This window comes from Niameybacter massiliensis (assembly GCF_001282685.1).
GTDB classification, from domain to species: Bacteria; Bacillota; Clostridia; order Lachnospirales; family Cellulosilyticaceae; genus Holtiella; species Holtiella tumoricola.
Window position 1 is genome coordinate 2,834,210 of sequence record NZ_LN875035.1, and the last position, 21,959, is coordinate 2,856,168.

19 protein-coding genes are annotated in these 21,959 nt (G+C 34.6%); 9 read left to right on the forward strand and 10 right to left on the reverse strand.

Going from position 1 to position 21,959, the window contains the following annotated elements; genetic code table 11:
• Positions 1-106: 106 nt before the first annotated feature.
• Positions 107-964 carry a DUF368 domain-containing protein gene (locus BN2390_RS18940; RefSeq protein ID WP_053985856.1) on the reverse strand — a complete coding sequence of 286 codons (858 nt, stop codon included), beginning with the start codon at positions 962-964 and terminating at the stop codon, positions 107-109.
• A 169-nt stretch (positions 965-1,133) separates the two neighbouring features.
• Between BN2390_RS18940 and BN2390_RS18945 the strand changes: the two genes are divergently transcribed.
• From BN2390_RS18945 to BN2390_RS18970, 6 genes are all read left to right on the forward strand, one after another.
• Positions 1,134-2,204 (forward strand): sensor histidine kinase, encoded by a 1,071-nt coding sequence (locus tag BN2390_RS18945; RefSeq protein ID WP_053985857.1) that lies wholly within the window; start codon positions 1,134-1,136, stop codon positions 2,202-2,204.
• 2 nt (positions 2,205-2,206) lie between these two features.
• Positions 2,207-2,920: a response regulator gene (locus BN2390_RS18950; protein WP_053985858.1), complete on the forward strand. Its 714-nt coding sequence runs from the start codon at positions 2,207-2,209 to the stop codon at positions 2,918-2,920.
• Positions 2,921-3,047: 127 nt separating this feature from the next.
• Positions 3,048-3,320, forward strand: coding sequence for an OadG family protein (locus BN2390_RS18955; RefSeq protein ID WP_053985859.1), 273 nt, complete (start codon positions 3,048-3,050; stop codon positions 3,318-3,320).
• Between the two features lie 15 nt (positions 3,321-3,335).
• Entirely contained in the window at positions 3,336-3,701 is a 366-nt protein-coding gene (locus BN2390_RS18960; protein WP_053985860.1) for a biotin/lipoyl-containing protein, read from the forward strand.
• Between the two features lie 74 nt (positions 3,702-3,775).
• On the forward strand, positions 3,776-4,903 hold the full coding sequence (locus BN2390_RS18965; protein ID WP_242847728.1) for a sodium ion-translocating decarboxylase subunit beta: 1,128 nt from the start codon (positions 3,776-3,778) through the stop codon (positions 4,901-4,903).
• 5 nt (positions 4,904-4,908) lie between these two features.
• The gene (locus tag BN2390_RS18970) at positions 4,909-6,333 is read left to right on the forward strand and encodes an oxaloacetate decarboxylase subunit alpha (protein ID WP_082238870.1); all 1,425 of its coding nucleotides are present in this window, start codon (positions 4,909-4,911) and stop codon (positions 6,331-6,333) included.
• Positions 6,334-6,611: 278 nt separating this feature from the next.
• Here the strand turns inward: BN2390_RS18970 and BN2390_RS18975 are convergent, their stop codons facing one another.
• From BN2390_RS18975 to BN2390_RS18985, 3 genes are all read right to left on the reverse strand, one after another.
• Positions 6,612-7,469, reverse strand: coding sequence for a DUF368 domain-containing protein (locus BN2390_RS18975; RefSeq protein ID WP_053985863.1), 858 nt, complete (start codon positions 7,467-7,469; stop codon positions 6,612-6,614).
• 153 nt (positions 7,470-7,622) lie between these two features.
• Positions 7,623-9,485 carry a M3 family oligoendopeptidase gene (locus BN2390_RS18980; RefSeq protein ID WP_053985864.1) on the reverse strand — a complete coding sequence of 621 codons (1,863 nt, stop codon included), beginning with the start codon at positions 9,483-9,485 and terminating at the stop codon, positions 7,623-7,625.
• 143 nt (positions 9,486-9,628) lie between these two features.
• Positions 9,629-10,381 carry an exodeoxyribonuclease III gene (locus tag BN2390_RS18985; RefSeq protein ID WP_053985865.1) on the reverse strand — a complete coding sequence of 251 codons (753 nt, stop codon included), beginning with the start codon at positions 10,379-10,381 and terminating at the stop codon, positions 9,629-9,631.
• A 236-nt stretch (positions 10,382-10,617) separates the two neighbouring features.
• Here BN2390_RS18985 and BN2390_RS18990 point away from each other — a divergent pair, with 236 nt between their 5' ends.
• Positions 10,618-11,247, forward strand: a complete 630-nt coding sequence (locus tag BN2390_RS18990) for a superoxide dismutase (protein WP_053985866.1) — start codon at positions 10,618-10,620, stop codon at positions 11,245-11,247.
• Positions 11,248-11,341: 94 nt separating this feature from the next.
• On the opposite strand, the gene BN2390_RS18995 is transcribed toward BN2390_RS18990, so the two are convergent.
• The 6 genes from BN2390_RS18995 to BN2390_RS19020 all read right to left on the reverse strand — a co-directional run bounded on the left by BN2390_RS18995 (position 11,342) and on the right by BN2390_RS19020 (position 17,903).
• Positions 11,342-11,977 carry a YczE/YyaS/YitT family protein gene (locus BN2390_RS18995; RefSeq protein WP_053985867.1) on the reverse strand — a complete coding sequence of 212 codons (636 nt, stop codon included), beginning with the start codon at positions 11,975-11,977 and terminating at the stop codon, positions 11,342-11,344.
• Positions 11,978-12,016: 39 nt separating this feature from the next.
• Positions 12,017-12,757, reverse strand: a complete 741-nt coding sequence (locus BN2390_RS19000; RefSeq protein ID WP_053985868.1) for an NAD-dependent protein deacylase — start codon at positions 12,755-12,757, stop codon at positions 12,017-12,019.
• A 95-nt stretch (positions 12,758-12,852) separates the two neighbouring features.
• Positions 12,853-13,386 (reverse strand): GNAT family N-acetyltransferase, encoded by a 534-nt coding sequence (locus BN2390_RS19005; RefSeq protein WP_053985869.1) that lies wholly within the window; start codon positions 13,384-13,386, stop codon positions 12,853-12,855.
• A gap of 722 nt (positions 13,387-14,108) precedes the next feature.
• On the reverse strand, positions 14,109-15,560 hold the full coding sequence (locus BN2390_RS19010) for a DEAD/DEAH box helicase (protein WP_053985870.1): 1,452 nt from the start codon (positions 15,558-15,560) through the stop codon (positions 14,109-14,111).
• A gap of 15 nt (positions 15,561-15,575) precedes the next feature.
• Positions 15,576-16,919 carry an MATE family efflux transporter gene (locus tag BN2390_RS19015; RefSeq protein WP_053985871.1) on the reverse strand — a complete coding sequence of 448 codons (1,344 nt, stop codon included), beginning with the start codon at positions 16,917-16,919 and terminating at the stop codon, positions 15,576-15,578.
• A gap of 300 nt (positions 16,920-17,219) precedes the next feature.
• Entirely contained in the window at positions 17,220-17,903 is a 684-nt protein-coding gene (locus BN2390_RS19020; RefSeq protein ID WP_053985872.1) for a Crp/Fnr family transcriptional regulator, read from the reverse strand.
• 185 nt (positions 17,904-18,088) lie between these two features.
• On the opposite strand from BN2390_RS19020, the gene BN2390_RS19025 reads away from it, so the two are divergent.
• Both BN2390_RS19025 and BN2390_RS19030 read left to right on the forward strand, forming a co-directional pair.
• Entirely contained in the window at positions 18,089-19,555 is a 1,467-nt protein-coding gene (locus tag BN2390_RS19025) for an SLC13 family permease (RefSeq protein WP_053985873.1), read from the forward strand.
• Between the two features lie 26 nt (positions 19,556-19,581).
• A complete protein-coding gene (locus tag BN2390_RS19030; RefSeq protein ID WP_053985874.1) occupies positions 19,582-21,468 on the forward strand; it encodes an aryl-sulfate sulfotransferase in 1,887 nt (628 codons plus the stop codon).
• The last annotated feature ends 491 nt before the right edge of the window (positions 21,469-21,959 follow it).

Sequence of the window (21,959 nt, forward strand, 5' to 3'; positions counted from 1 at the left end):
TAAGCAAGTAGAATAACGATTTATAGCTCTCCACTTGCTTATACGACCTTGGTTATATATCTCCTGTCCCTATTACATTCCTGAGGAGTGTAATAGGGACAGGAGGCTACTTGGCTAAGTTGTAGGCAATAAAACTCCCTAATACAAAACATAGGGTCGCTGTAATCCAGCTGAAGATACCATTTACAACTACTCCAGATGTAATCCATATAGCAATAGGTGATCCAATTACTAGCCCTATAATAGCCCAGTATACTAATGTCTCACATCGTTCTAAAAGGAATTCTATTATTTTAGCTATAAGAAAAATCCCAACAACTACACCTATTCCAAATGGAACAAGAGGCATTCCTGAGGCAATACAGGTTACCCAGTCTAAATGGATTAATGCTTTTATACAATGATTAATAGTTTCTATAATAGGTAAATAAAAACCCATAAGTGCTAAAATCATAGAACCACTTACTCCAGGGATAACCATTGTCGCTGCAGCTATAATACCAACTAAAAATAGCTCTATCCCTCCAGCTATACTCATCGTTAAGACCTCTTGCGTTGTACTCGTTTCTTTCATTAAACTCATTCCTACTACAATGACAAACATAACTAAAAAAGCTAGTATATAATTTCCTTTTACTGGTTTTCCCTTAACTTTTTTATATAGAATAGGTAATGCACCTATAATAAGTCCAATAAAGAATAAATTTGTTTCTAATGGATAGTATTTAAAAAGCCATTCTATACAAAATGACAATCCTATTATCCCTGCTACTGCTCCTATTCCATAAGGTAGTAAGGTTGTAATACTCCTTTTAGGTTGCTTGAAAAATTGTGTAATGGCTTGTATGATTTGATCATAAATCCCCATAGATACTGCAAGTGTTCCACCACTTACCCCCGGAATAATATTGGCTACGCCAATGATGGTACCTTTTAATATTTGTTTAACAAATGCTCCACTCATTATTTCTCTCCTTCGCGAGTGTTATTTATATATGTTCTATAATTTACCATCTGATTCCTTATTGCTCAATAGATTGTCTAACTTCTTAACAGTTTCTTAGCAGTCCTAAGCTATTGTCTTTTTTATTTATTATTGTATAATTAATCATCATTAAGATAGGAGATGTTTTATGTTTAATTCAAAGCTTAAAGAAACTTTATACAATCTTTGTATAACTGCTACATTACTTCTTTCAGCCACTGGATTTTCTTTCTTTTTTCATCTAGTCACCCAAAATGTAGCTAATGTTACTATTTTATATATTCTTGCACTTGTTCTTATTGCACGTTTCACCACCCATTACTGGCCTGGTATTGTAGCCTCTTTAGTTGGTGTAGTATGTGTTAACTTCCTTTTCACATATCCTTATTACGAACTTAACTTTTCTTTAAAGGGGTATCCTTTAACCTTTATGGGTATGCTTACTATTGCACTTATTACAAGTACGACGACTTCTCATATGAAAACTCAGTCACGTATTATTCATGAAAGAGAGAAACTTTTATTAGAAGCTGAAAAAGAAAAAATGCGTGCTAATTTATTAAGAGCTGTATCACATGACTTACGTACACCTCTTACAAGCATTATTGGTGCTAGCTCTACTTACCTAGAGCATGAAGCACGCCTAAAACCTAATGAACAATTAGATCTTGTACAACATATTCATGAAGATGCACATTGGCTCTTAAATATGGTTGAAAACCTTCTATCTGTTACCCGTATACATAACAATTCTACAACGGTTACTAAGTCTCTAGAGCCTGTTGAAGAAGTTCTTTCTGAAGCTATTTTTCGTTTAAAGAAGCGGATTCCAGATGCATCTATTACAGTTAAAGTGCCTGATGAACTCTTGATGATTCCTATGGACGCTATGTTAATTGAACAAGTACTTATCAACCTTTTAGAAAATGCCATTATTCATGCACATTCAACCCAACCTATAGAATGTACAGTTGATCATGATACAGACTCTGCTATTTTTCATGTTCGAGATTATGGCATAGGTATTAATAGTGAACATATTGACCATCTCTTTGATGGTACCTATTCCTTAAACACATCTAGTCCTGATTCAAAAAAAGGATTTGGTATTGGATTATCCATCTGTCAAACAATCATTGTTGCACATAATGGTACGCTCTGGGTAACACCTAATGCAATTGGCACTACCTTCTCTTTTAAACTTCCAAAGGAGGCCTAATCATGCCTAATAAATTATCTATTTTAGTTGTAGAGGATGAAAAGAATATCTGTGACTTTATTTGTACTACTTTGATAGCCCAAGAGTACAAAACCTTTAAGGCTTATTCAGGTTCTGAAGCTTTAGCACTTATTGCTTCTCATTGTCCTGACCTTATACTACTTGATCTTGGCTTACCAGACAGAGATGGCATGGAATTGATTCAATATGTACGTAGTTGGTCTCATATTCCTATTATTATTATTTCTGCACGTACACAAGAAAAAGATAAAGTAGATGCTCTAGATCTAGGTGCTGATGACTATATTACAAAACCCTTTGGTACTTCTGAACTCTTAGCACGTATCCGTACAGCCATTCGTCATAGTCATAAAACCATTTCCTCCTCTCATATGACTTCCCATCTTTTTAAAGCTGGTAGGCTGGAAATTGATTTTGATAAACGATTAGTGCTTATTGATCACCAAGACATTCACCTCACTCAAGTTGAGTATAAAATTGTATTACTACTTGCCGAAAACTCAGGTAAAGTCATAACTTATGATACCATTATGGCCCATATTTGGGGGCCTTATACCGATACAAACAATCGTATTTTACGTGTAAATATGGCCAATATTAGACGTAAAATGGAGCGTAATCCTGCTGAACCTGAATTCATCTTTACTGAAATCGGTGTAGGTTACAGAATGATTGAAGAAGATATTCATCCATAATACTTTCCCCTTTCTTGCTAAGATTCTGCTAAGAAAGGGGTTTTATTATTGTATACCCTTGAAAGTGATGCTATCCTAATCTTGTTAAATTTATACCATAATACATTTTTATAAAAGGAGATATTCTATGGAACCCTCAAATTTATTTGTATGCCTTATGGGGATGGGAACTGTATTCGCTTGCTTAATTTGTATTATTCTACTTTGTATGCTGATGAGCTTCTTATGTCAAAAAGTTCAGCCCACCCATACTCCTCCCGCTCCTACTCCATCTACTCCATCAGCTTCTTCGTCTATTCCAAATCATCAAGAGTTTGTTGCTGCTGTCTCTTGTGCTATTGCTGAGGATTTAGGCGAAGAAGTTAGCGGTATTCGAATTGTTTCTATTAAAAAACTATAAGGAAGGTGTCATGCTATGAAAAAGTATAAAGTTAATGTTAATGGAACTGATTATGAAATCACTGTAGAACTCCTTGGTGAAGTTCCTTCTCAAAACATCTCCTCTACTTCTAGTGCCTCTTCAACCTCACCATCTAATGTAAGTCCTACCCCATCTACTAATTCCTCTGTGACTAAAATTACTAGCCCTATGCCTGGTACGCTTTTAGCCATTAATGTTTCCCTTGGTGTAACTGTCAAAAAAGGTGATACACTTATGATTCTTGAAGCCATGAAAATGGAAAATGAAATTCTTGCACCTAAAGATGGTAAAATCTGTGCACTTCATTTCACAAAGGGAGCAACAGTGGAATCTGGTACACTCCTTTGTGAAATTCAATAGTACTTATCTAAAAGGAGATACATACAATGGAAACCTTTATAAATTTTCTTAATCAATCAGGTTTTTCTCTTATTATGGAAGATCCTAAAGTCATTATTATGCTCTTTATCGCTTGCTTCTTAGCTTATCTGGCTATTGTCAAAGGCTTTGAACCGCTTTTGCTTCTTCCCATTGCTTTTGGTATGTTGATTACTAACTTACCTGGTGCCGAAATGTATCATGAAATTCTATTTGCAGATGGCTATGTGCATTGGGATTTATTTGGAGGTCACTCAGGTATTACGCCAGGTTTAGTAGACTTTTTATATTTAGGTGTAAAACTAGGTATTTATCCTTGCCTTATTTTCTTAGGGGTAGGTGCTATGACAGACTTTGGCCCACTTATTGCTAATCCCAAAAGCCTCCTTCTAGGAGCTGCTGCCCAACTTGGTATATTCTTAACCTTTGTTGGTGCTAGATATTTAGGTTTCACACCTGCTGAAGCAAGCTCTATTGGTATTATCGGTGGTGCAGACGGTCCTACTGCTATCTTTGTTACAACCAAACTTGCGCCTCACCTACTTGGCCCTATTGCAGTAGCTGCCTATTCTTATATGGCCCTCGTGCCCGTTATTCAACCACCTATTATGAAAGCCTTAACAACTAAGAAAGAACGACAAATTGAAATGAGAGAACTTCGTCCTGTCTCTAAAATGGAAAAGATTGTCTTTCCTTTTGTCGTAACCATATTCATTGCGCTTCTTGTACCTTCTGCTACACCTTTAGTAGGTACATTAATGCTTGGTAACCTTTTTAGAGAATGTGGTGTTGTAGACCGTTTAAGCAAAACAGCACAAAATGGACTTATTAATGTAGTTACCATCTTCCTTGGCATTTCTGTAGGTGCAACTGCAACTGCGTCTACTTTCTTAAGTACTTCCACACTTAAGATACTGGTTATGGGCGTAACAGCTTTTGCTATTGGTACTGCCGGTGGTGTGCTTCTTGCTAAATTTATGAATCTCTTCCTTAAAAATAAGATCAATCCACTTATTGGTTCAGCAGGGGTATCCGCTGTTCCAATGGCAGCACGTGTCTCACAAGTAGTTGGTCAAAAAGAAAATCCTGGTAACTTCTTATTAATGCATGCTATGGGTCCAAATGTAGCTGGTGTTATTGGTTCTGCTATTGCTGCAGGTGTTCTACTTGCACTTTTCGGTTAAAGGAGATGGTACTTATGAGTCAAAAAATTTATATTACAGATACAATCTTAAGAGATGCACATCAGTCTCAAGCCGCTACACGTATGCGTATAGAAGATATGCTTCCTGCATGTAAATTGTTAGATGAGATAGGCTATTGGTCCCTTGAGTGTTGGGGCGGTGCTACCTTTGATGCTTGTATGCGTTTTTTAAATGAAGATCCTTGGGAACGCCTACGTACCCTTAAGGCACATATGCCTAATACTAAACTTCAAATGCTACTACGTGGGCAAAATATACTGGGCTATAAACACTATGCAGATGATGTAGTAGAAGCTTTCTGTAAGAAATCTATTGAAAATGGTATTGATGTTGTACGTATTTTTGATGCTTTAAATGATACTAGAAATATGGAAATGGCTATGAAATGTGTTAAAGAATATGGTGGTATATGTGAGGCTGCCATAAGTTACACAACTAGTCCCGTTCATAATGAAGACTACTTTGTTAAATTAGCTATTGAGCTAGAAAAAAAAGGAGCTGATGTACTTTGTATTAAAGATATGGCAAATCTACTCCTACCTTTTGAAGCTTATAACTTAGTCAAACGCCTTAAAGAAAATCTCTCTATTCCCATTCATCTACACACACATAATACAACGGGTACAGGTGATATGACTTATCTTTTAGCTATTCAAGCAGGTGTTGATATTGTAGATTGTGCCCTTTCTCCCTTAGCAAATGGTACATCTCAACCCGCCACAGAGTCACTTGTCGCTACCTTAAAAGGTACTGATTATGATACGGGTCTTTCACTAGAAAAATTAAGCCTAGCTGCTAGCCATTTTCGTACCGTAGCAGCTAAGCTTAAAGAAGAAGGTTACCTTGATTCAAAGGTTCTATCTGTTGATACCAACACCCTCCTCTATCAAGTTCCAGGTGGCATGCTATCCAACCTCATTTCTCAACTTAAGGATGCAAAAGCTCAAGATAAATACTACCAAGTCTTGGAAGAAATCCCTCGTGTCCGAAAAGACTTTGGTTATCCTCCTCTTGTCACTCCAACAAGTCAAATTGTTGGTTCTCAAGCTGTACTTAATGTCTTATCTGGGGAACGCTACAAAGTATTTACAAAAGAATCTAAAGGCTTGCTTCGTGGTGAATATGGTAAAGTACCTGCTCCTGTCAATCCTGAAGTAAGAGCTAAGGCAATTGGTGATATTCCCCTCATCACTTGTCGTCCTGCTGATTTAATTGAGCCTGAACTTGCAAAGTATCGCCAAGAAATTGGTACGCTTGCTCTCTCAGAAGAAGATGTTTTAAGCTATGCTCTATTCCCTAAAGTAGCTCAAACCTTCTTTGAAAATAGAGAAAAAGCTACTCATTCCTCTAAGTTAAATGTAGATAAAGTACGTTACCTTTATGTACAAGATGATTCTTTCTCTAATTGATATAACTTTCCCAATCCTATTCCATTTCGTTCCTCATTTCAAAAAAACACAGAGATTATTCCTTGATCTCTGTGTTTTTTACTTCGTCTATACGATCTATTATTTTTATACCTTCTATACTATTTCTATTTAAGTCTAATACCTATATTAGCTCAAATACCCGATTCCATCTATTGTCTAGATCATAACCGACATCTTAATACAAAAATTAAAGTCTTTAGCTCTTTTTAACCATTTAAGAAATAAACCCCTATATCCTTTTAGGAATAACCCAAAAGCTACTGAGCTAAATTATATGCAATGAAGCTACCTAGTATAAAGCATAAAGTTGCTGTCACTAAACTAAATATACCATTTACAACAACTCCTGATGTGATGAGAATCGCAATAGGTGAGCCTACTACTAGTCCGATAATTGCCCAATATACCAGTGTCTCACATCGCTTCAATAGGAACTCTATCATCTTTGCAATAAGGAATGTTCCAATAACAATACCTAACCCAAATGGTACTAATGTAATTCCTGTAGTAATACATGTAGCCCAATCAAAAATTACTAAACTTTTAATACAACTATTAATGGTTTCTATAATAGGTAAATAAAAGCCCATAAGTGCTAAAATCATAGATCCACTTACTCCTGGTATAACCATTGTTGCTGCAGCTATAACGCCAACAAAGAATAGTTCAATACCTCCACCTAAACTAATACTTAAAACCTCTTGTGTTGGTTTTGTATCTTTCATAAAGCACATACCTACTACCATTGCGAACATTATAAGAAAAGCTAGTATATGGCTTCCTTTTTTACCTTGCCCTTGAACCTTCCTATACAAAATAGGTAGCGAACCTATAATAAGCCCTATGAAAAATAAGTTAGTAGCTAATGGAAAATATTTAAAAAGCCATTCAATACAAAATGATAATCCTATTATTCCTATGACTGCTCCTATCCCATAAGGTAGAAGTGTAATAATACTTTTTTTCGGTTGTTTAAAAAATTGTGTAATGGACTCTATGATTTGATCATAAATCCCCATAGATACTGCAAGTGTTCCTCCACTTACCCCAGGAATAATATTGGCTACTCCAATAATTGTCCCTTTTAGTATTTGTTTTATAAATGCTCCACTCATGCTTTTTCTCCTTATCGAGTGTTTGATATACCCTCTAATCTATCACTGTATCCGTTATTTTTCAACAAGCTTCTTTACTAGTTTGTAGTCTTGTCTGAATTTAAGCCAATCATCCTTGGAGTCTTCCCTGTAATCTCAAAGAATATGCTGCACTCACTTTGTAAACGTTTCAAGCTCATCAATATATGCTTCAAAATGATCTGCTACCCTTTCATAATATTCTGGACTAGCTAAATTCATTCCTAATATTTCTTTTGTTAACTCATAACCTGTCTTATTTCCTCCACTTTCTAAAAAGTGCATCCAATTGGTCTGCATCTCTTCATTTCCTTTAATAACTTCACTTATAATAATTTCCGATGCTACTGATGCCGTAGCATATTGGAAAGTATAAAAATTCTCAAAGATATGAGAAATACTTGCCCATTCTCCTTCAATCGGATTACTTTCTCCAAAATAAATTCTATTTGCTTCTTTCCATAAACTATTAAGACGATCTGCCGTAAGGCTTTCTCCCTCTGCTACAAGAGTATATGCTTTTTCTTCAAAGGTTGCTATAACCATTTGATAGAAAAGGCTATTCATTAAACTGTCTGCCTTTAGAATTAAAGCTTGCTTCCTCTGCTCATTGGTTGTCCCTTTCTGGTACATCGTTTCATAAGCACTCTTTTCTGCCGTTAAAGAGGCAATCTCTGAAGCAAAAATATCTGTTTTCCATGTATTATAAGGCTGATTTGCTCTTGCTAATTCATAGTGTACGGCGTGTCCTAATTCATGAGCAACAACACCTAGTCCATAGGGCGTAGCCTCATAGTTTAAAATAACATAAGGATGCGTATCATAACTTCCTATTGTAAATGCCCCATCTATTTTATACGCTTCTTTAAATGGATCTATCCAATTTTCTTCAAAAGCTCTTCTTGCAACATCTGTATATGCAGTACCAAATAACCCATAAGCTTCCTCTATTAAGGTAGGTACCTTGTTATAATGATAAGTATCTTGAGAATAGCTTAAACTCAACTTTTTTCTTATTTCTAAATAACGCTCTAATAGGGGTTGCATTTTCATAATTTCTTCTTTTGCTGTTTCATAGACTTCTAAATCAACACCTTGCTTATCTGTTAGATACTCTATAATATTGTCATATCCTAATGCTTCACTAAAGATTATTTCTTTAGATACTTCCATATTATAAAGAGCAGCTAAGCTATATTGTTTTTCCCTAAGCCTTTTAACATAGTCTATATTCCCTTTAACCTCTCCATTATCAGCATATAAAATTTGTTCGTACACCGTATCTATCTGTTCTAGCATGGTCATCATTTTCACATAAAAGGTATAGCTCTTTGTATCTAGACCTTCTTCATAGATTTCTACTGCAGCTTCTAAAATTTTTTTATAAGGTTGAAAAACTTCCTTTTGTTGTAATGCTTCTATATCACTTAAACCATATTCACCTAATTCTAATAGTATAAATTCACTCTTTTGTATATACTCTGAAAGTAGCTGCCCTATCTTTCCTTTTTGTCCCAAGGCCTGTTGGTCAGACTGGTCTAGGCTGGTCTTTAATACTGTGTAAACAGATAATTGATGAATATTCCTACTGATTTGTTCATCTAGTTTTAAGCATTCTAGTAACTTATTTTCATCTTTTAGCTGGCCTTCATAATTTGTAAAGCTTGTAATGTCTTGAGTAACTTGCTTATAAGCTTTCTCCCATGCATTACTTGATGGATACAAATTTGTTAAATCAATTAAACTTTCCTTTACATTTTCCCCATTATTTTGAGGCACTAAATACTCAAAAAAAGGTATCAAAAGCAGTATAATCATTAAACTACAAACACATGCAATGATTCGTTTTTTTAATCGTTTTTGTCCTTGTTTTTCCTCTTCTAACTCATTTTCTATTTCTAATTCTCTTATCTCTTCTTCTATTTCATTTTCTTCTATTATTTTATCTTTCACTTCTTGGTGTGATTCTTTATCTATTTTATTAGATTCTTCATTCACATCTATCACTCCTATTTAACTTTATAACTTATTATAACATTTCCTTATCCGCTTTCATCTTATAATAATAAAACATATTTAAATTTTTTATAAAATTAAAAGAGGTCATCTCTATGACCTCTTTTCTCATATCTATATTCTTTTTATTTAAGTTCGATTCCTACTGGGCAATGGTCTGAACCCATAACCTCATTGTAAATCGTTGCTGTTTCAACTTGTTCTTGAAGGCGATTAGAAACTAAAAAGTAGTCAATACGCCACCCTGCATTTTTCTCCCTTGCTTTAAAACGATAAGACCACCAAGTATAAGCCCCTTCTTGGTCTGGATTAAAATGACGATAAGTATCTGTGAAACCACTTGCTAAAAGCTCTGTAAATTTCCCGCGCTCTTCATCTGAGAAACCTGCTGACCCTCTATTAGTTTTAGGATTTTTAAGGTCAATTTCTTGATGAGCTACATTTAAATCACCACAAATAATAACTGGTTTCTTTTGATCTAACTCTACTAAATAGGTTCTAAAAGCATCTTCCCACATCATACGAAAATCAATACGTGCAAGTTCTGATTGTGCATTTGGTGTATAAACTGTTACAAAATAAAAGTTTTCAAATTCTAGTGTGATTACACGACCTTCTGTATCTAATTCTGGGATACCAAGCCCTAACTTCACTTCTAATGGCTCTTGCTTTGTAAAAATAGCTGTGCCTGAATAACCCTTTTTCTCAGCATAATTAAAATACTGATGATATCCTGGTAAGTCTAACTCTAACTGTCCATGTTGCATCTTTGTTTCTTGTAAACAAAGAATATCTGCATCTACCTCATTAAAAAATTCCATAAAGTTTTTTTGTACGACTGCTCTTAAACCATTAACGTTCCATGAAATACATTTCATCCTTTGTCCTCCTCATTTTTCTCTATATAATCAATAAATAATAGTTATTCTTATTTAGCTAACTTTATTATAATCTATTTCTCTATCTAAATAAAGAATATCTGGTATACTTACATTATAATCACATATTTTCTTTTTATAGCATTACCTTATTAATAACCTTTTATTGATTAAAGTATAGTTCTTGGCATGGAGGTTATGATAATATTAACACATTATATCTTAGGAGGATTTATATGTATAACAAAATTGATTTACCTTATGCTTATAATGCTTTAGAACCTTATATCGGAGCTGCTACTGTTGAAACACATTACAGTAAACACTTACAAACTTATGTAGAAAAACTGAATGCCACTTTAGAATCTTGGGGCGAATGGGATTCTAAAACCCATTCTCTTGAAGCTTTACTCGCTAATCCTGAACAAATTCCAGTTGGTATTAGGCAAGCTGTTATTAATAATGGTGGTGGTGTTTATAATCACAATCTCTATTTCTCTATACTCTCTCCAAATCCTAAAAAACAACCTGAAGGTAAATTACTTGAAATGATTAACAAAACTTTTGGTGATTTAGCAGGTTTAAAAGATCAACTTACTAATGCCGCTATTAATCAATTTGGCTCAGGCTATGGTGTACTATGCAAAGATTGTAAGGGTGCTCTCTCTATTAAACAAGTAAAAAACCAAGATACGCCTCTTCCTGAAGGATTGACTCCTATCTTAAACATTGATGTTTGGGAACATGCTTACTATCTAGACTACAAAAATTTACGTATTGATTATGCTAATAAGATTTGGAATATCATTGATTGGTCAGCAGTAGAAACCCTTTATACTAAAGACTTAGACTGTCTTTGTAAATAATCCTCTCCTCTCACCCATAAATATACAAACCCCTACCTTCTAGTCATTTACTAAAAGGTAGGGGTTATTAATAACCTATGACTATTAAATATTTTTACATTTCTTCTGTAGGATTGATGTTTTCTGCTGTATTTAAAAGTGGTAAAACTACCTTTTCTACCCTTGGTAAGAAAAATTGTACTATTGGTCCAATAAGTAGAATACAAAGTATTGTTCCTATCCCAACTATACCGCCTAAGCTAATCCCTACTATAGCTGATACACCATCACATGCCATACGTACTTTTCCATATGGCTTATTAAGTTTCTCTACAAACATAAAATACATAAGATCATTAGGAGGTATGCCAAGGTCTGAACATTTGAGAATAGAAAAACCTATTCCAATAATTATACATGCCAACATGAAGAGTAAAATACGTACTCCAAAGCCATAACTTCCCATTTGTAAGGGTGCAATCAGTGCTAAATTAAAATCAATAGCAAATCCTACGAAAATCATACAAAGAAACGTTCCAAGCTTGATACTCTTACGATCAAGTATAAATAAAATCCCTAAAAATACAAAGGTTATAAGTCTATTTGCCCAACCAGGTGTGATATGTAAGATGGTTGCTAATCCTTGTGTAAATAAAGTAAACGGATCAGAACCTAAATTTAATTCAAGTAGCATTGCTACTCCTAAATGCAAAAATAAAAGTCCCCCAAAAAATGCAATTAATTTCTTCACGTTTTATCTCCTTCTTATATGGGTACTATTTGATTAATTTTATTGAATTCCTATTACTGCTTCACTCAATACTTGACCAATTGGCTCATGAATCACTAAATCTGCTTGATTGTCATAAGGTGTTGAACTCTTATTGATCAATATGAGATGTTTACCTTTAAAATAATTAATCAAACTAGCAGCTGGCTGTACTGCTAAAGAAGTACCTCCAATAATAAGCGTATCTGCCTCTCTAATTGCACGAACAGCTTCTGTAATTGTTGTATCATCTAAACCCTCTTCATATAAAACCACATCTGGCTTAACTGTCCCTCCACATGCACTACATGTAGGTACACCTTCTTTTGCCATAATATAATCTAAATCATAAAAAGCATGACACTTTGTACAGTAATTACGATTAACGGAACCATGTAATTCATATACTTTCTTACTTCCTGCAAGTTGATGAAGTCCATCTATATTTTGAGTAATAACAGCTTTAAGCTTACCCATTTCTTCCAGTTGTGCTAATGCTAAATGAGCTTTATTTGGCATAGCTTCTTTATAAATCATCTTTTCTTTATAAAACGTATAAAACTCTTCTGTGTGTCTTTTGTAAAAGCTATGAGAAAGCATAGTTTCAGGTGAATAGCCTTTGCCATTAGATGCTTGATATAGCCCATTTTCTGAACGAAAATCTGGGATATTACTTTCTGTAGACACACCAGCTCCTCCAAAAAAGACTATATTATTACTACTACTTAAAATCTCTGCTAACTGTTCTATCTTTTCGCTCATGTAGTCATCTCCATTTTTTATCATAGTATATTTATATACTCAATAAACCCGTCAAAATACTTCATTTTCACTTGATCTACTCTGAATATTTTAAGTTACATCTTATTAAGCGGTAATTCGTAAAGTTTAAACCAAACCAATTCAGGAATACCTAATCTTAAATCCACAATACCTGCTTCTTTATATCCACACTTTGTATAAAGTGCTTGGGCTGGTGCATTACCAATAGAGGCATCTAACCTAATTGCTTTAATCCCCTGTTCTTTTCCATAGTTTGCTGCAAACTCTAAAAGCTTCGTTGCAATACCGCGGCCTGTATACTCCGGGTGTATGGCCAATGTGTGTACTACTAATACCTCTTCGTTGTTTAATTCCTCGCTCCAGCTTCCTTCTTCATAAGCATCTGCCTGATCATGATTTAGAATAACTGTCCCAGCTAAATGCCCTTCTTCGTATATAACAAATAACTCTTCTTTTTGAATACCTGTTAATGCTGTTTCAGCATTGGGATACACACCCTTCGTCCATCCTGTATAATTCACATGGGTTGCTAAATAATCATTTAAAGTATCATATAAATCTCTCACCGCTTCTACATCTGCCATCATTGCACGTCTAATTTGATTCATTTGTTAATCCTCTTCGTTCTTATATTCCTTCCCTATTGTAACCACTTTTATATTGTTTTTCAACTATTCCTATGGTAATATACTTTCTACTAAATATAATGCCTAGAAGATTATTTGTCATTCTTCTAGGCTTTTATTTATATACTCTATTTTAAATATACTTTATTTTAATATGAAAGGAGAACTGATTATGTCTCGTACTACTCAACTTACCTTACAGCTCTTAGAAGATACCTATGGCGTATGTCGCCTAGCACCTACTCAATAAAAGTTACCTAGCCAGGTTCTGTAGAGCACCCCATCCCTCTCCGTTTATCAAGTCTACTAGAATGTGCACGCTCTTACTTTATGGGTTAGGATTCCATTTTCAAGGCGTCTTATCGAACACTTGGAGGCTTTGCCTTCAAATAAGAAATATTCACTCTAGTCTCTTCACCAAGATGTGTCACTGGAAGTGAAAACTTACTTCAATGAGTAGAAAAGGCCGGTGATGCGTAGGTGACCTCACTGGAGCTTTTTTCGAGGATGGACTTAGAATGTGTTAACGAATATGAAGGAAGGATTTTGTGCGAGTGTTTGAGCGCCAGCGAGTTTTCGCACATTCTGACTGAGTATGAGTTTACACCTTCTTAGTCCATTTGAGCAAAAGCAAAAGGGAGAGCGCACACGTAGTGCCGACCCCTCCTTCTTAACTGCTAAGTTTTCACTCTATAAGCTATTTACTACCTATCTGCCTTTGTAACTTTACGTATTCTTCCTTTAATCGGTGTGGTTTGAAGTTGATTAAGAACATCTTCACCTTTTCCATTTAAGATTTCTACGAAAGTTGAAACATCTTGTACGTTAATAATCCCTACATCATCGGCACTCATACCTTTTAAGTTGCACAATGTACCTACGATATCTACTGGGCGCATTTTGGTTTTCTTACCTGCATTAATATGGAGTTTAATAATGTCTTTAGATAACTTTTCACCTTTTGTTGGTGCAAGCTTAAGTGTTTTTTCATGGGTTTCATTAAACTTCTCAAGAGCTGCTTCTACATGTGCTACATCTGGTGGTGTTGTAACAGGTACTTCATAACCAATATAGTTATAAATAGCATCTAAGAATCTTTTATCTTGTTTAGTTGTAAGAGTAATAGACTTCCCTGCACGCCCCCCTCTTCCTGTTCGCCCAATACGATGTACATAGCTTTCTTTATCTTCTGGCACATCAAAGTTAATAACATGAGTAATATGGTCAATATCAATACCCCTTGCTGCTACATCTGTTGCCACTAAGTAACGGAACTTACCAGCTCTAAAGTCCTCCATAACACTAAAGCGGTCTCGTTGCTCCATCCCACCATGTATTTTTAGGATACGTACATCTTTTTCTTGTAAATAAGCTTCTATCTCATCTACTTGATCTTTTGTATTCGCAAAAATCATACAGCACTCTGGATTGTTTGAAACGAGTGTATGATAAAGTTCAGTTAACTTTTGCTCTCTTTCCACTAGATAGCAAACTTGTTCAATCTTATCTGCTGTAAGCTGTTTACTTTCAATACTAATATCTACTGGATGATTCATATACTTTTCACTAATACTTTGTACATTAGGCGCTAATGTAGCTGAGAAAAGTAAAGTTTGACGGTTATTAGGTAAGGCTTTCATAATACTTTCTAATTGGTCTAAAAAGCCCATTTTGAACATTTCATCTGCTTCATCTATAACCACATAGCGAATCTCTTCTGCTATAAAAGTTTCTCTTTCTAAATGGTCTAATACACGTCCTGGTGTACCTACAACAACGTGTGTTTTTTGTTTAAGCTCTTTTTGTTGAATATGAAAAGGAGCTTTTCCATAAAGCCCTACTGTTTTAACACGTTTAAAGCGTCCGATGTTAAAGAAGTCCTCTTTGACTTGTAGTGCTAGCTCACGGGTTGGTGTTAATACCAATACTTGTGGCTTATTTTCTTCCCAACAAAGCTTCTCACATAAAGGTATAGCAAAAGCTGCTGTCTTTCCACTTCCTGTTTGAGACTTAACTAATAAGTCCTTCCCTTCTAAAGCCCTCGGAATAACTGCTTGTTGTACAGGGGTAGGCTGTGTAAAATGAAGCCCCTCTATCGCCTTTAATAATTCCTCACTTAAATTATAATCTTTAAAGTTATTACTCAATGTTGTCATATTTTCTTCCTTTCTTTATTCGATCACAGTCTTCTTCCACCTGCCTGTTTTCATATAGATTACACAAATCACTATAGAAACCATAGAGGCAATAGGTGCTGCAAGACCTATTTCATAAAGTGTCATCTCTGTCAATCTACTTAAACCATAAGCAATTGGAATACGTACTAAGAAAGTAGCAATTAAACTATGTATCATAGCAAATAAGCTATGTCCACAACCACTTAAAAATCCGTTCATACAAAAGATTACACATACCATAAGGCAATCTATACTATAGGACCTAAAGTATAAGCTACTGGCTACTATAACCTCTTGGTCCTTTGTAAACATTCCCATCAAAAGGCTACTGTCTCCTTGCCCATAAAGTAAGCATAAGAGACCAAAGATTGCAGAACATCCAATACCTGTGTAGAGGCATTTTTTCGCACGTTCTACTTTCCCTGCACCCATATTTTGAGTAGCCATAGCTGCAATAGCTGAAGCAAAAGCTGTTGGAGGTAACATTGCAAAGACAATCACCTTTTCTACAACACCTACTGCTGCTGCATCTATAAGTCCTCTTGAATTAATAATAGCTGTAATAATTAAAAAGGATATATTTACAAGGGCATCTTGTAAAGCAATAGGTAACCCAACCTTAAAAATAGCCTTGATCTTTACTGGGACAAAACGAATATGCTGTCTACCAAACTCAAAAGGCACACCTTTTTTCTTCAAATAGACTAATGCCAACAAGAAACTAAGTCCTTGAGCTGTAATCGTAGCAACTGCTGCTCCTCTTGCTCCCCATTTTAATGCACCTACTAAAATAATATCTACTATAATATTAATCATACATGCAATAGCCACAAAAATTAAAGGGGTCTTTGAATCACCTAGTCCTCTTAATATACCACTTACACTATTATAACCTGTAATAAACAAAATACCTAATGCACAAATGTTTATGTAGTGAATCGTATCTTTCAATGCCTCTACCGGCGTATGCATAAATTGAGCAATTGGATTTGCCCCAAATGCCATAATAACTGTTAAAATGCAGGCAATCACAGCAAACAAACTTATCATATTACCTACAATTTCAGAAATAGCTTCTTTCTTATTTGCCCCTAAATACTGACCAATAAGCACTGTTCCTCCTGTTGTAAGGCCCACTACAATGCCTGTAATCGTCTGCATAACCTGACTTCCAGTAGCAACAGCCACAACACCTGCTGCATCTGCAAAATAGCCTACAATCACAAGGTCTGCTGCTCCATATAACGCCTGTAATAAGTTGGCAATTAAAAAAGGAATAGCAAATTTCAACAATGTAGGAAAAATACGTCCTGTTAAAAGTTCTTGATTGTTCTTCATTATTTTTTCCTCCTTTATTTTTACTTATCTTTGTGTCTTGCTTGCTTTTGTGTTTTGCTTGTTTCTGTATTTATCTCTTATCTATTTCATTAACAATCAAGGTGTTCTAGGAATACATATCTACTTGATTTTAATGTGAAAAATTAATTTAAAACAAAAAAAGAGCTGGATAAAATCACTAATTAACATTAGCAATCTTATCCAGCATATTGTATTCTATATACCCTCCGATTGAGCAACTTAATGGTATCACAGCATATTTTGGGTGTCAAGCCACCCTCTAATTTATTAGACTTTAGATCATAAAAACTCTTCGTTTCTCATATTTTGTGCCACTTCTAACAGTGCACCTTTATTTTTTATAATAATTTGATGGCCTCTTTTTTCTACCATTTCTTTTTTCTTAAATGTAGCCATAATACGTGATATAGTCACTGTATGTACACTTAAATACTTAGCAATCTCTATATAGTTAAAATGCTTATCTAATCTATCTTCCCCATCTATTTCACGACTTAATTTAAGTAAAAAACGACTTAGCCTTACATGGGTATACTCTTCTTTCTCCTCATGGACATGTCCTATAACTTGATGAAAATTATAAGCAATACTATGAGAAATAATATTGGCAAGCATTGGCTCTTGCTGAATGGCACTATTTAGTTGAGTATAGTAAATCTTATAAATCTTACATGTAGTCTTGGCTAAAAAATAAGATCTAGCATCACTTTTATAATTATAGCTACTTGGCTCTTCTGCTAAATTAAAGTACACCCCTCCCAAAATATCTCCAGCTTGAAAGTAATGATAGACAACTTCCTCTCCTGCTTTTGTATATCTTACAAGGCCACATACTCCCTCTTCAAGATAATAAATAGCATTTGCTACTTGATTATTTTTCCCAAGGCTTTCACCTTTTGTAATAACTTCACTAATACCTTGTTCCATGATTACATTAATAAGTTTTTGTCTCATTTGATTCATTTTACCATTATCCCCTTTCTGCCTATAAAAATTTAAAATTTTTAACATATGCTATATTTTTTTCTTTATAACACCTAATTCTTAATGTACATTATTTTTTTCATATCAAATCAATGTTATATTCAAGTTAGTTAATTTTTTATCTATCAATGGCGCCATTGGATTTTATTTTATTAGGAGGTCTTATGAAAAGTTCATCATCAAATGTTACAAAAAGCATCAATTCATCTCGTTCTCACTATATACATTGTCTAATAGGTTTTGCTCTTATGTTCATATTTTGGGTAATACCTCCCATTAATTGTATCACACCTTTAGGTATGCGTGTAGTAGGTATTTTGCTCTGTACCCTATATCTTTGGACAACAGTAGATACTATATGGCCTAGTTTTGTAGGTATACTTTTCTTAGGTATTTCAGGCTTTGCTCCAATGAATAGCGTAATTACCACTACTTTTGGTAATCCTCTCGCTATCCTTCTTATGTATGTTATCATTTTAACAGGTGCAATCTCCGAAGAAGGTATCTGTGAATATGTTTCAAGATGGTTTGTTACACGTAAAATCATTAATGGTCGTCCTTGGATGTTCTCTCTTATGCTCCTTTTAGGTGTTTATCTCTTAGCAACACTTACAATGGCAACTGCTACAATCTTTATGTTTTGGCCTATTCTTTATAGCCTTTTCCAAGTCCTTGACCTAAAAAAAGAAGATAAGTATACAACATTAATGCTTATCTCCGTTGTAATGGTAGCAACATTATCTTTTGCTTCTACACCATTTAAAAGTATTTTACCTGGATTACTAAATAGCTTTAAAGAAGTAACAGGCTCTAACATTGAATATCTTCCTTATATGTTTGTAGGAACTTGTATCTCTCTTGTAAGCATTCTAGGTATTATCTTACTTATGAAATATGTTTTTAAACCAGATGTAAGTAAGCTTAAAAATATACATACTGATATGTTCAATCAAAACCCTTTACCACCTATGAACACACGTCAAAAAGTTCTTATTGGTTTAGTAGGCATCTTTATTCTTTGGATGCTTGTCCCTTCACTCCTTCCTGAAGGGCCTATTAGAACCTTTTTAAATAGTACACAAAATGCCTCTCCTATTTTATGCATTGCACTAGGCGGGTTCCTAAAAATAGATGGCAGACCACTTATTCCTTTTGCTAAAATCACATCTAAATATATGTCATGGCCAGTATTCTTAATGGTTGCGTCTTCTAACTCTATCTTAAATGCACTAACAAGTGAGCAAACAGGTGTTACACCATTTTTACAATCTGCATTAATGCCTATTTTTGAAGGTAAAAGTGTACTTGCCTTTACAATACTCATTATGGTGATTTGTATTATTATTACAAACCTATGCAATAACATCGTAGTCGGAATGCTCTTTATTCCTATCATTAATATCTTTGCAAGTCAAAATAGCATTTCTCCAATTCCAATGGGTATAATTATGCTTTTTGTTGTATGTCTTGCACTGGTTACACCTGCATCTTCTGCACTAGGAGCTGCCTTACACAGTAATCAGGAATGGTTACAGGTCAAAGATATTTACAAATACACAATTATTATGAGTTTATTAACACTTATTGTAGCTTTTGTAGTTGGTCTACCACTACTTAATCTTATATTCTAATTATACCACTAAAGGAGGTCTTTAATATGTCAACTGAAATTAAACAAATCAAACACATTATTCATACCCAAGCTGAAGCTGAGAAAGCTTTTCTACAAGAATTTGAACAAGGTCATTATACTTTTTCCAATCCTCTTGTTAAATTAAATCCTTATACCATTTGTCCACTTACTGCACTTATTCTATTTAAAACAGAAACACCAGCCAGTGTAGAACTCACAGTAAAAGGTAAAGCATCTGCTGCAGATGTTACTCATCATTTCCCAGAAAATACTGTACATTACATCCCTGTTCTTGGATTATATGGTGGATATACTAACCAAGTTGTTTTAACACTTTCTACAGGTGAAATACATATTGTTTCTATTGAAACACCTGGTTTACCAGATAACGTTTATGCTCCAACCAAAATGGAAACAACAAGTGAGTATATGCAAGATAACATTATGTTTGTTACTTCTGCAATGCGTTCTGTAGCTGCTGGTTATGACTACAACGGAGATTGCCGTTGGTTTACAACTGAAAATCTTACTTTTGACTTAAAACGTATTAGTAATGGACGTATCCTTATTGGTTCTTACCGTTTCTTAGAAAAGCCTTATAATACTGTAGGTATCTTTGAAATGAGCTTACTCGGTAAAGTTTATGCTGAATACCGTATTCCAGGTGGTTATCACCATGATAAATGGGAAATGGAAGATGGTAATATTCTTATCCTTACTCAAGATTTCACTTCTCATACTGTAGAAGATATGTGTGTTCTTGTTGATCGTCACACTGGAGAAATTCTTAAAACTTGGGATTACAAAAAATTCTTACCACAAGATGTAGCTAAGTCTGGTAGTTGGAGTGACGATGATTGGTTCCACAACAATGCCCTTTGGTATGATAAAAAAACGAATAGCATTACACTCTCTGGTAGACATCAAGATATTCTTGTAAATATCGATTACGAGACTAGTGAAATTAACTGGATGCTTGGTGATCCTGAAGGTTGGCCACAAGAAATGGTAGATAAGTACTTCTTCACACCTGTTGGTGAAGGAGATTTTGATTGGCATTATGAACCACATGCATGTGTTATTACAGCTGAAGGCGACGTTATGGTATTTGACAATGGTCACTTCCGCTCTAAAAATCCAGAACACTACTTAAAAGGTGATGATAACTTCTCTCGTGGTGTACGCTACGCGATTAACACAGAAGATATGACCATTCGTCAAGTATGGCAATTTGGTAAAGAAAGAGGTAAAGACTTCTTCTCTCCATATATTTCAAATGTTGAATACTATGCAGATGGTCATTATCTTGTACACTCTGGTGGTATGGCACAAGAAGATGGTGTGACAGTTGAAGGTATAGGCAGTCGTGCTGCTCTTAACAATCCAAATATCAAACTTTCTTCTATTACAGTAGAAGTATTAAACGATAATGTAGTCTTTGAAATGCACTTACCTGCAAACTACTATCGTGCAGAAAAAATGCCTCTTTATGATGCAAGAGATCTCTTTACATTAGGTGAAGGTAAAATTCTCGGTACACTAGGTGTAACAGCTGAATTTGATACACCTATTGATGGCACTAGCCAAGCTACTGACCTAGCAAGTGAAAAATTTAATGCACGTTTCGAAGAAGAGTGTGACCGTTACGTATTCCACGCTGCTTTTGAAAAAGGCCAACTTGTTATGCTCGTACTTGAAGGGGATAACAATGAAGTTCATCGCTACTATATCTCAACTGCAGCAGGTGCTCCAAATGCCGCAATGTGCGTAGGTGTATTCCAAACAACTGATGAACGTATCGTACGTATGAACTTAAGTAAAGAAGGATTAAAAGGTTCTTTCGCTGCTAAACTTATTGTTGATATGGAAACTTATGATTTAGATACAACACTTACTTTCTCATCACTGTAAAAAATAAAATGTAGCCCTACACTTTTTACTTGAGGCGCTACATTTTATTTTTTTATCTTTTTATTTTATATTTTTCTTCATTTTCTACTTTAACTTAGTTAAATCTACTAATTAGCTTTTTTCATTTTTGCTTTATTTACTTGTATAACTTGTCTATTTTTGCTTTTTTATTTTAGATATTTTAACAACAAAATAGCTCTTTTCCTAGAAATTCACTTTTTTCATTTAGAGATAAAATCGATTAAAATTACTCCTATTTCACCTTGAAACCTCTTTTTATTTTTGTGAATAATGTCAATTGTATTTACACTTTACTCAGGTGTATAACTTTACTATAGTCACTACATTACAACAAAATCTAATATAAAAGTTTAGATGAAATCACCATCCTAGGCACATGGTCTTATCTAAACCACTAAGAAGAAGTTTGAAAAGTTTTAGCCTCCCCCTTCTAAGGCCATTTAAACTTATTCTTAGGCACTAAATGGGTT

What these genes read in the sequence shown, in the direction of transcription:
- BN2390_RS19010 (WP_053985870.1), bottom strand. Translation starts at nt 15,560, where the DNA reads ATGACAACATTGAGTAATAACTTTAAAGATTATAATTTAAGTGAGGAA.
- BN2390_RS19000 (WP_053985868.1), bottom strand. Translation starts at nt 12,757, where the DNA reads ATGAGCGAAAAGATAGAACAGTTAGCAGAGATTTTAAGTAGTAGTAAT.
- BN2390_RS18960 (WP_053985860.1), top strand. Translation starts at nt 3,336, where the DNA reads ATGAAAAAGTATAAAGTTAATGTTAATGGAACTGATTATGAAATCACT.
- BN2390_RS18955 (WP_053985859.1), top strand. Translation starts at nt 3,048, where the DNA reads ATGGAACCCTCAAATTTATTTGTATGCCTTATGGGGATGGGAACTGTA.
- BN2390_RS19030 (WP_053985874.1), top strand. Translation starts at nt 19,582, where the DNA reads ATGTCAACTGAAATTAAACAAATCAAACACATTATTCATACCCAAGCT.
- BN2390_RS18965 (WP_242847728.1), top strand. Translation starts at nt 3,776, where the DNA reads ATGGAAGATCCTAAAGTCATTATTATGCTCTTTATCGCTTGCTTCTTA.
- BN2390_RS19025 (WP_053985873.1), top strand. Translation starts at nt 18,089, where the DNA reads ATGAAAAGTTCATCATCAAATGTTACAAAAAGCATCAATTCATCTCGT.
- BN2390_RS18990 (WP_053985866.1), top strand. Translation starts at nt 10,618, where the DNA reads ATGTATAACAAAATTGATTTACCTTATGCTTATAATGCTTTAGAACCT.
- BN2390_RS18950 (WP_053985858.1), top strand. Translation starts at nt 2,207, where the DNA reads ATGCCTAATAAATTATCTATTTTAGTTGTAGAGGATGAAAAGAATATC.
- BN2390_RS18940 (WP_053985856.1), bottom strand. Translation starts at nt 964, where the DNA reads ATGAGTGGAGCATTTGTTAAACAAATATTAAAAGGTACCATCATTGGC.
- BN2390_RS18985 (WP_053985865.1), bottom strand. Translation starts at nt 10,381, where the DNA reads ATGAAATGTATTTCATGGAACGTTAATGGTTTAAGAGCAGTCGTACAA.
- BN2390_RS18945 (WP_053985857.1), top strand. Translation starts at nt 1,134, where the DNA reads ATGTTTAATTCAAAGCTTAAAGAAACTTTATACAATCTTTGTATAACT.
- BN2390_RS19020 (WP_053985872.1), bottom strand. Translation starts at nt 17,903, where the DNA reads ATGAATCAAATGAGACAAAAACTTATTAATGTAATCATGGAACAAGGT.
- BN2390_RS18975 (WP_053985863.1), bottom strand. Translation starts at nt 7,469, where the DNA reads ATGAGTGGAGCATTTATAAAACAAATACTAAAAGGGACAATTATTGGA.
- BN2390_RS18970 (WP_082238870.1), top strand. Translation starts at nt 4,909, where the DNA reads ATGGTACTTATGAGTCAAAAAATTTATATTACAGATACAATCTTAAGA.
- BN2390_RS19005 (WP_053985869.1), bottom strand. Translation starts at nt 13,386, where the DNA reads ATGAATCAAATTAGACGTGCAATGATGGCAGATGTAGAAGCGGTGAGA.
- BN2390_RS19015 (WP_053985871.1), bottom strand. Translation starts at nt 16,919, where the DNA reads ATGAAGAACAATCAAGAACTTTTAACAGGACGTATTTTTCCTACATTG.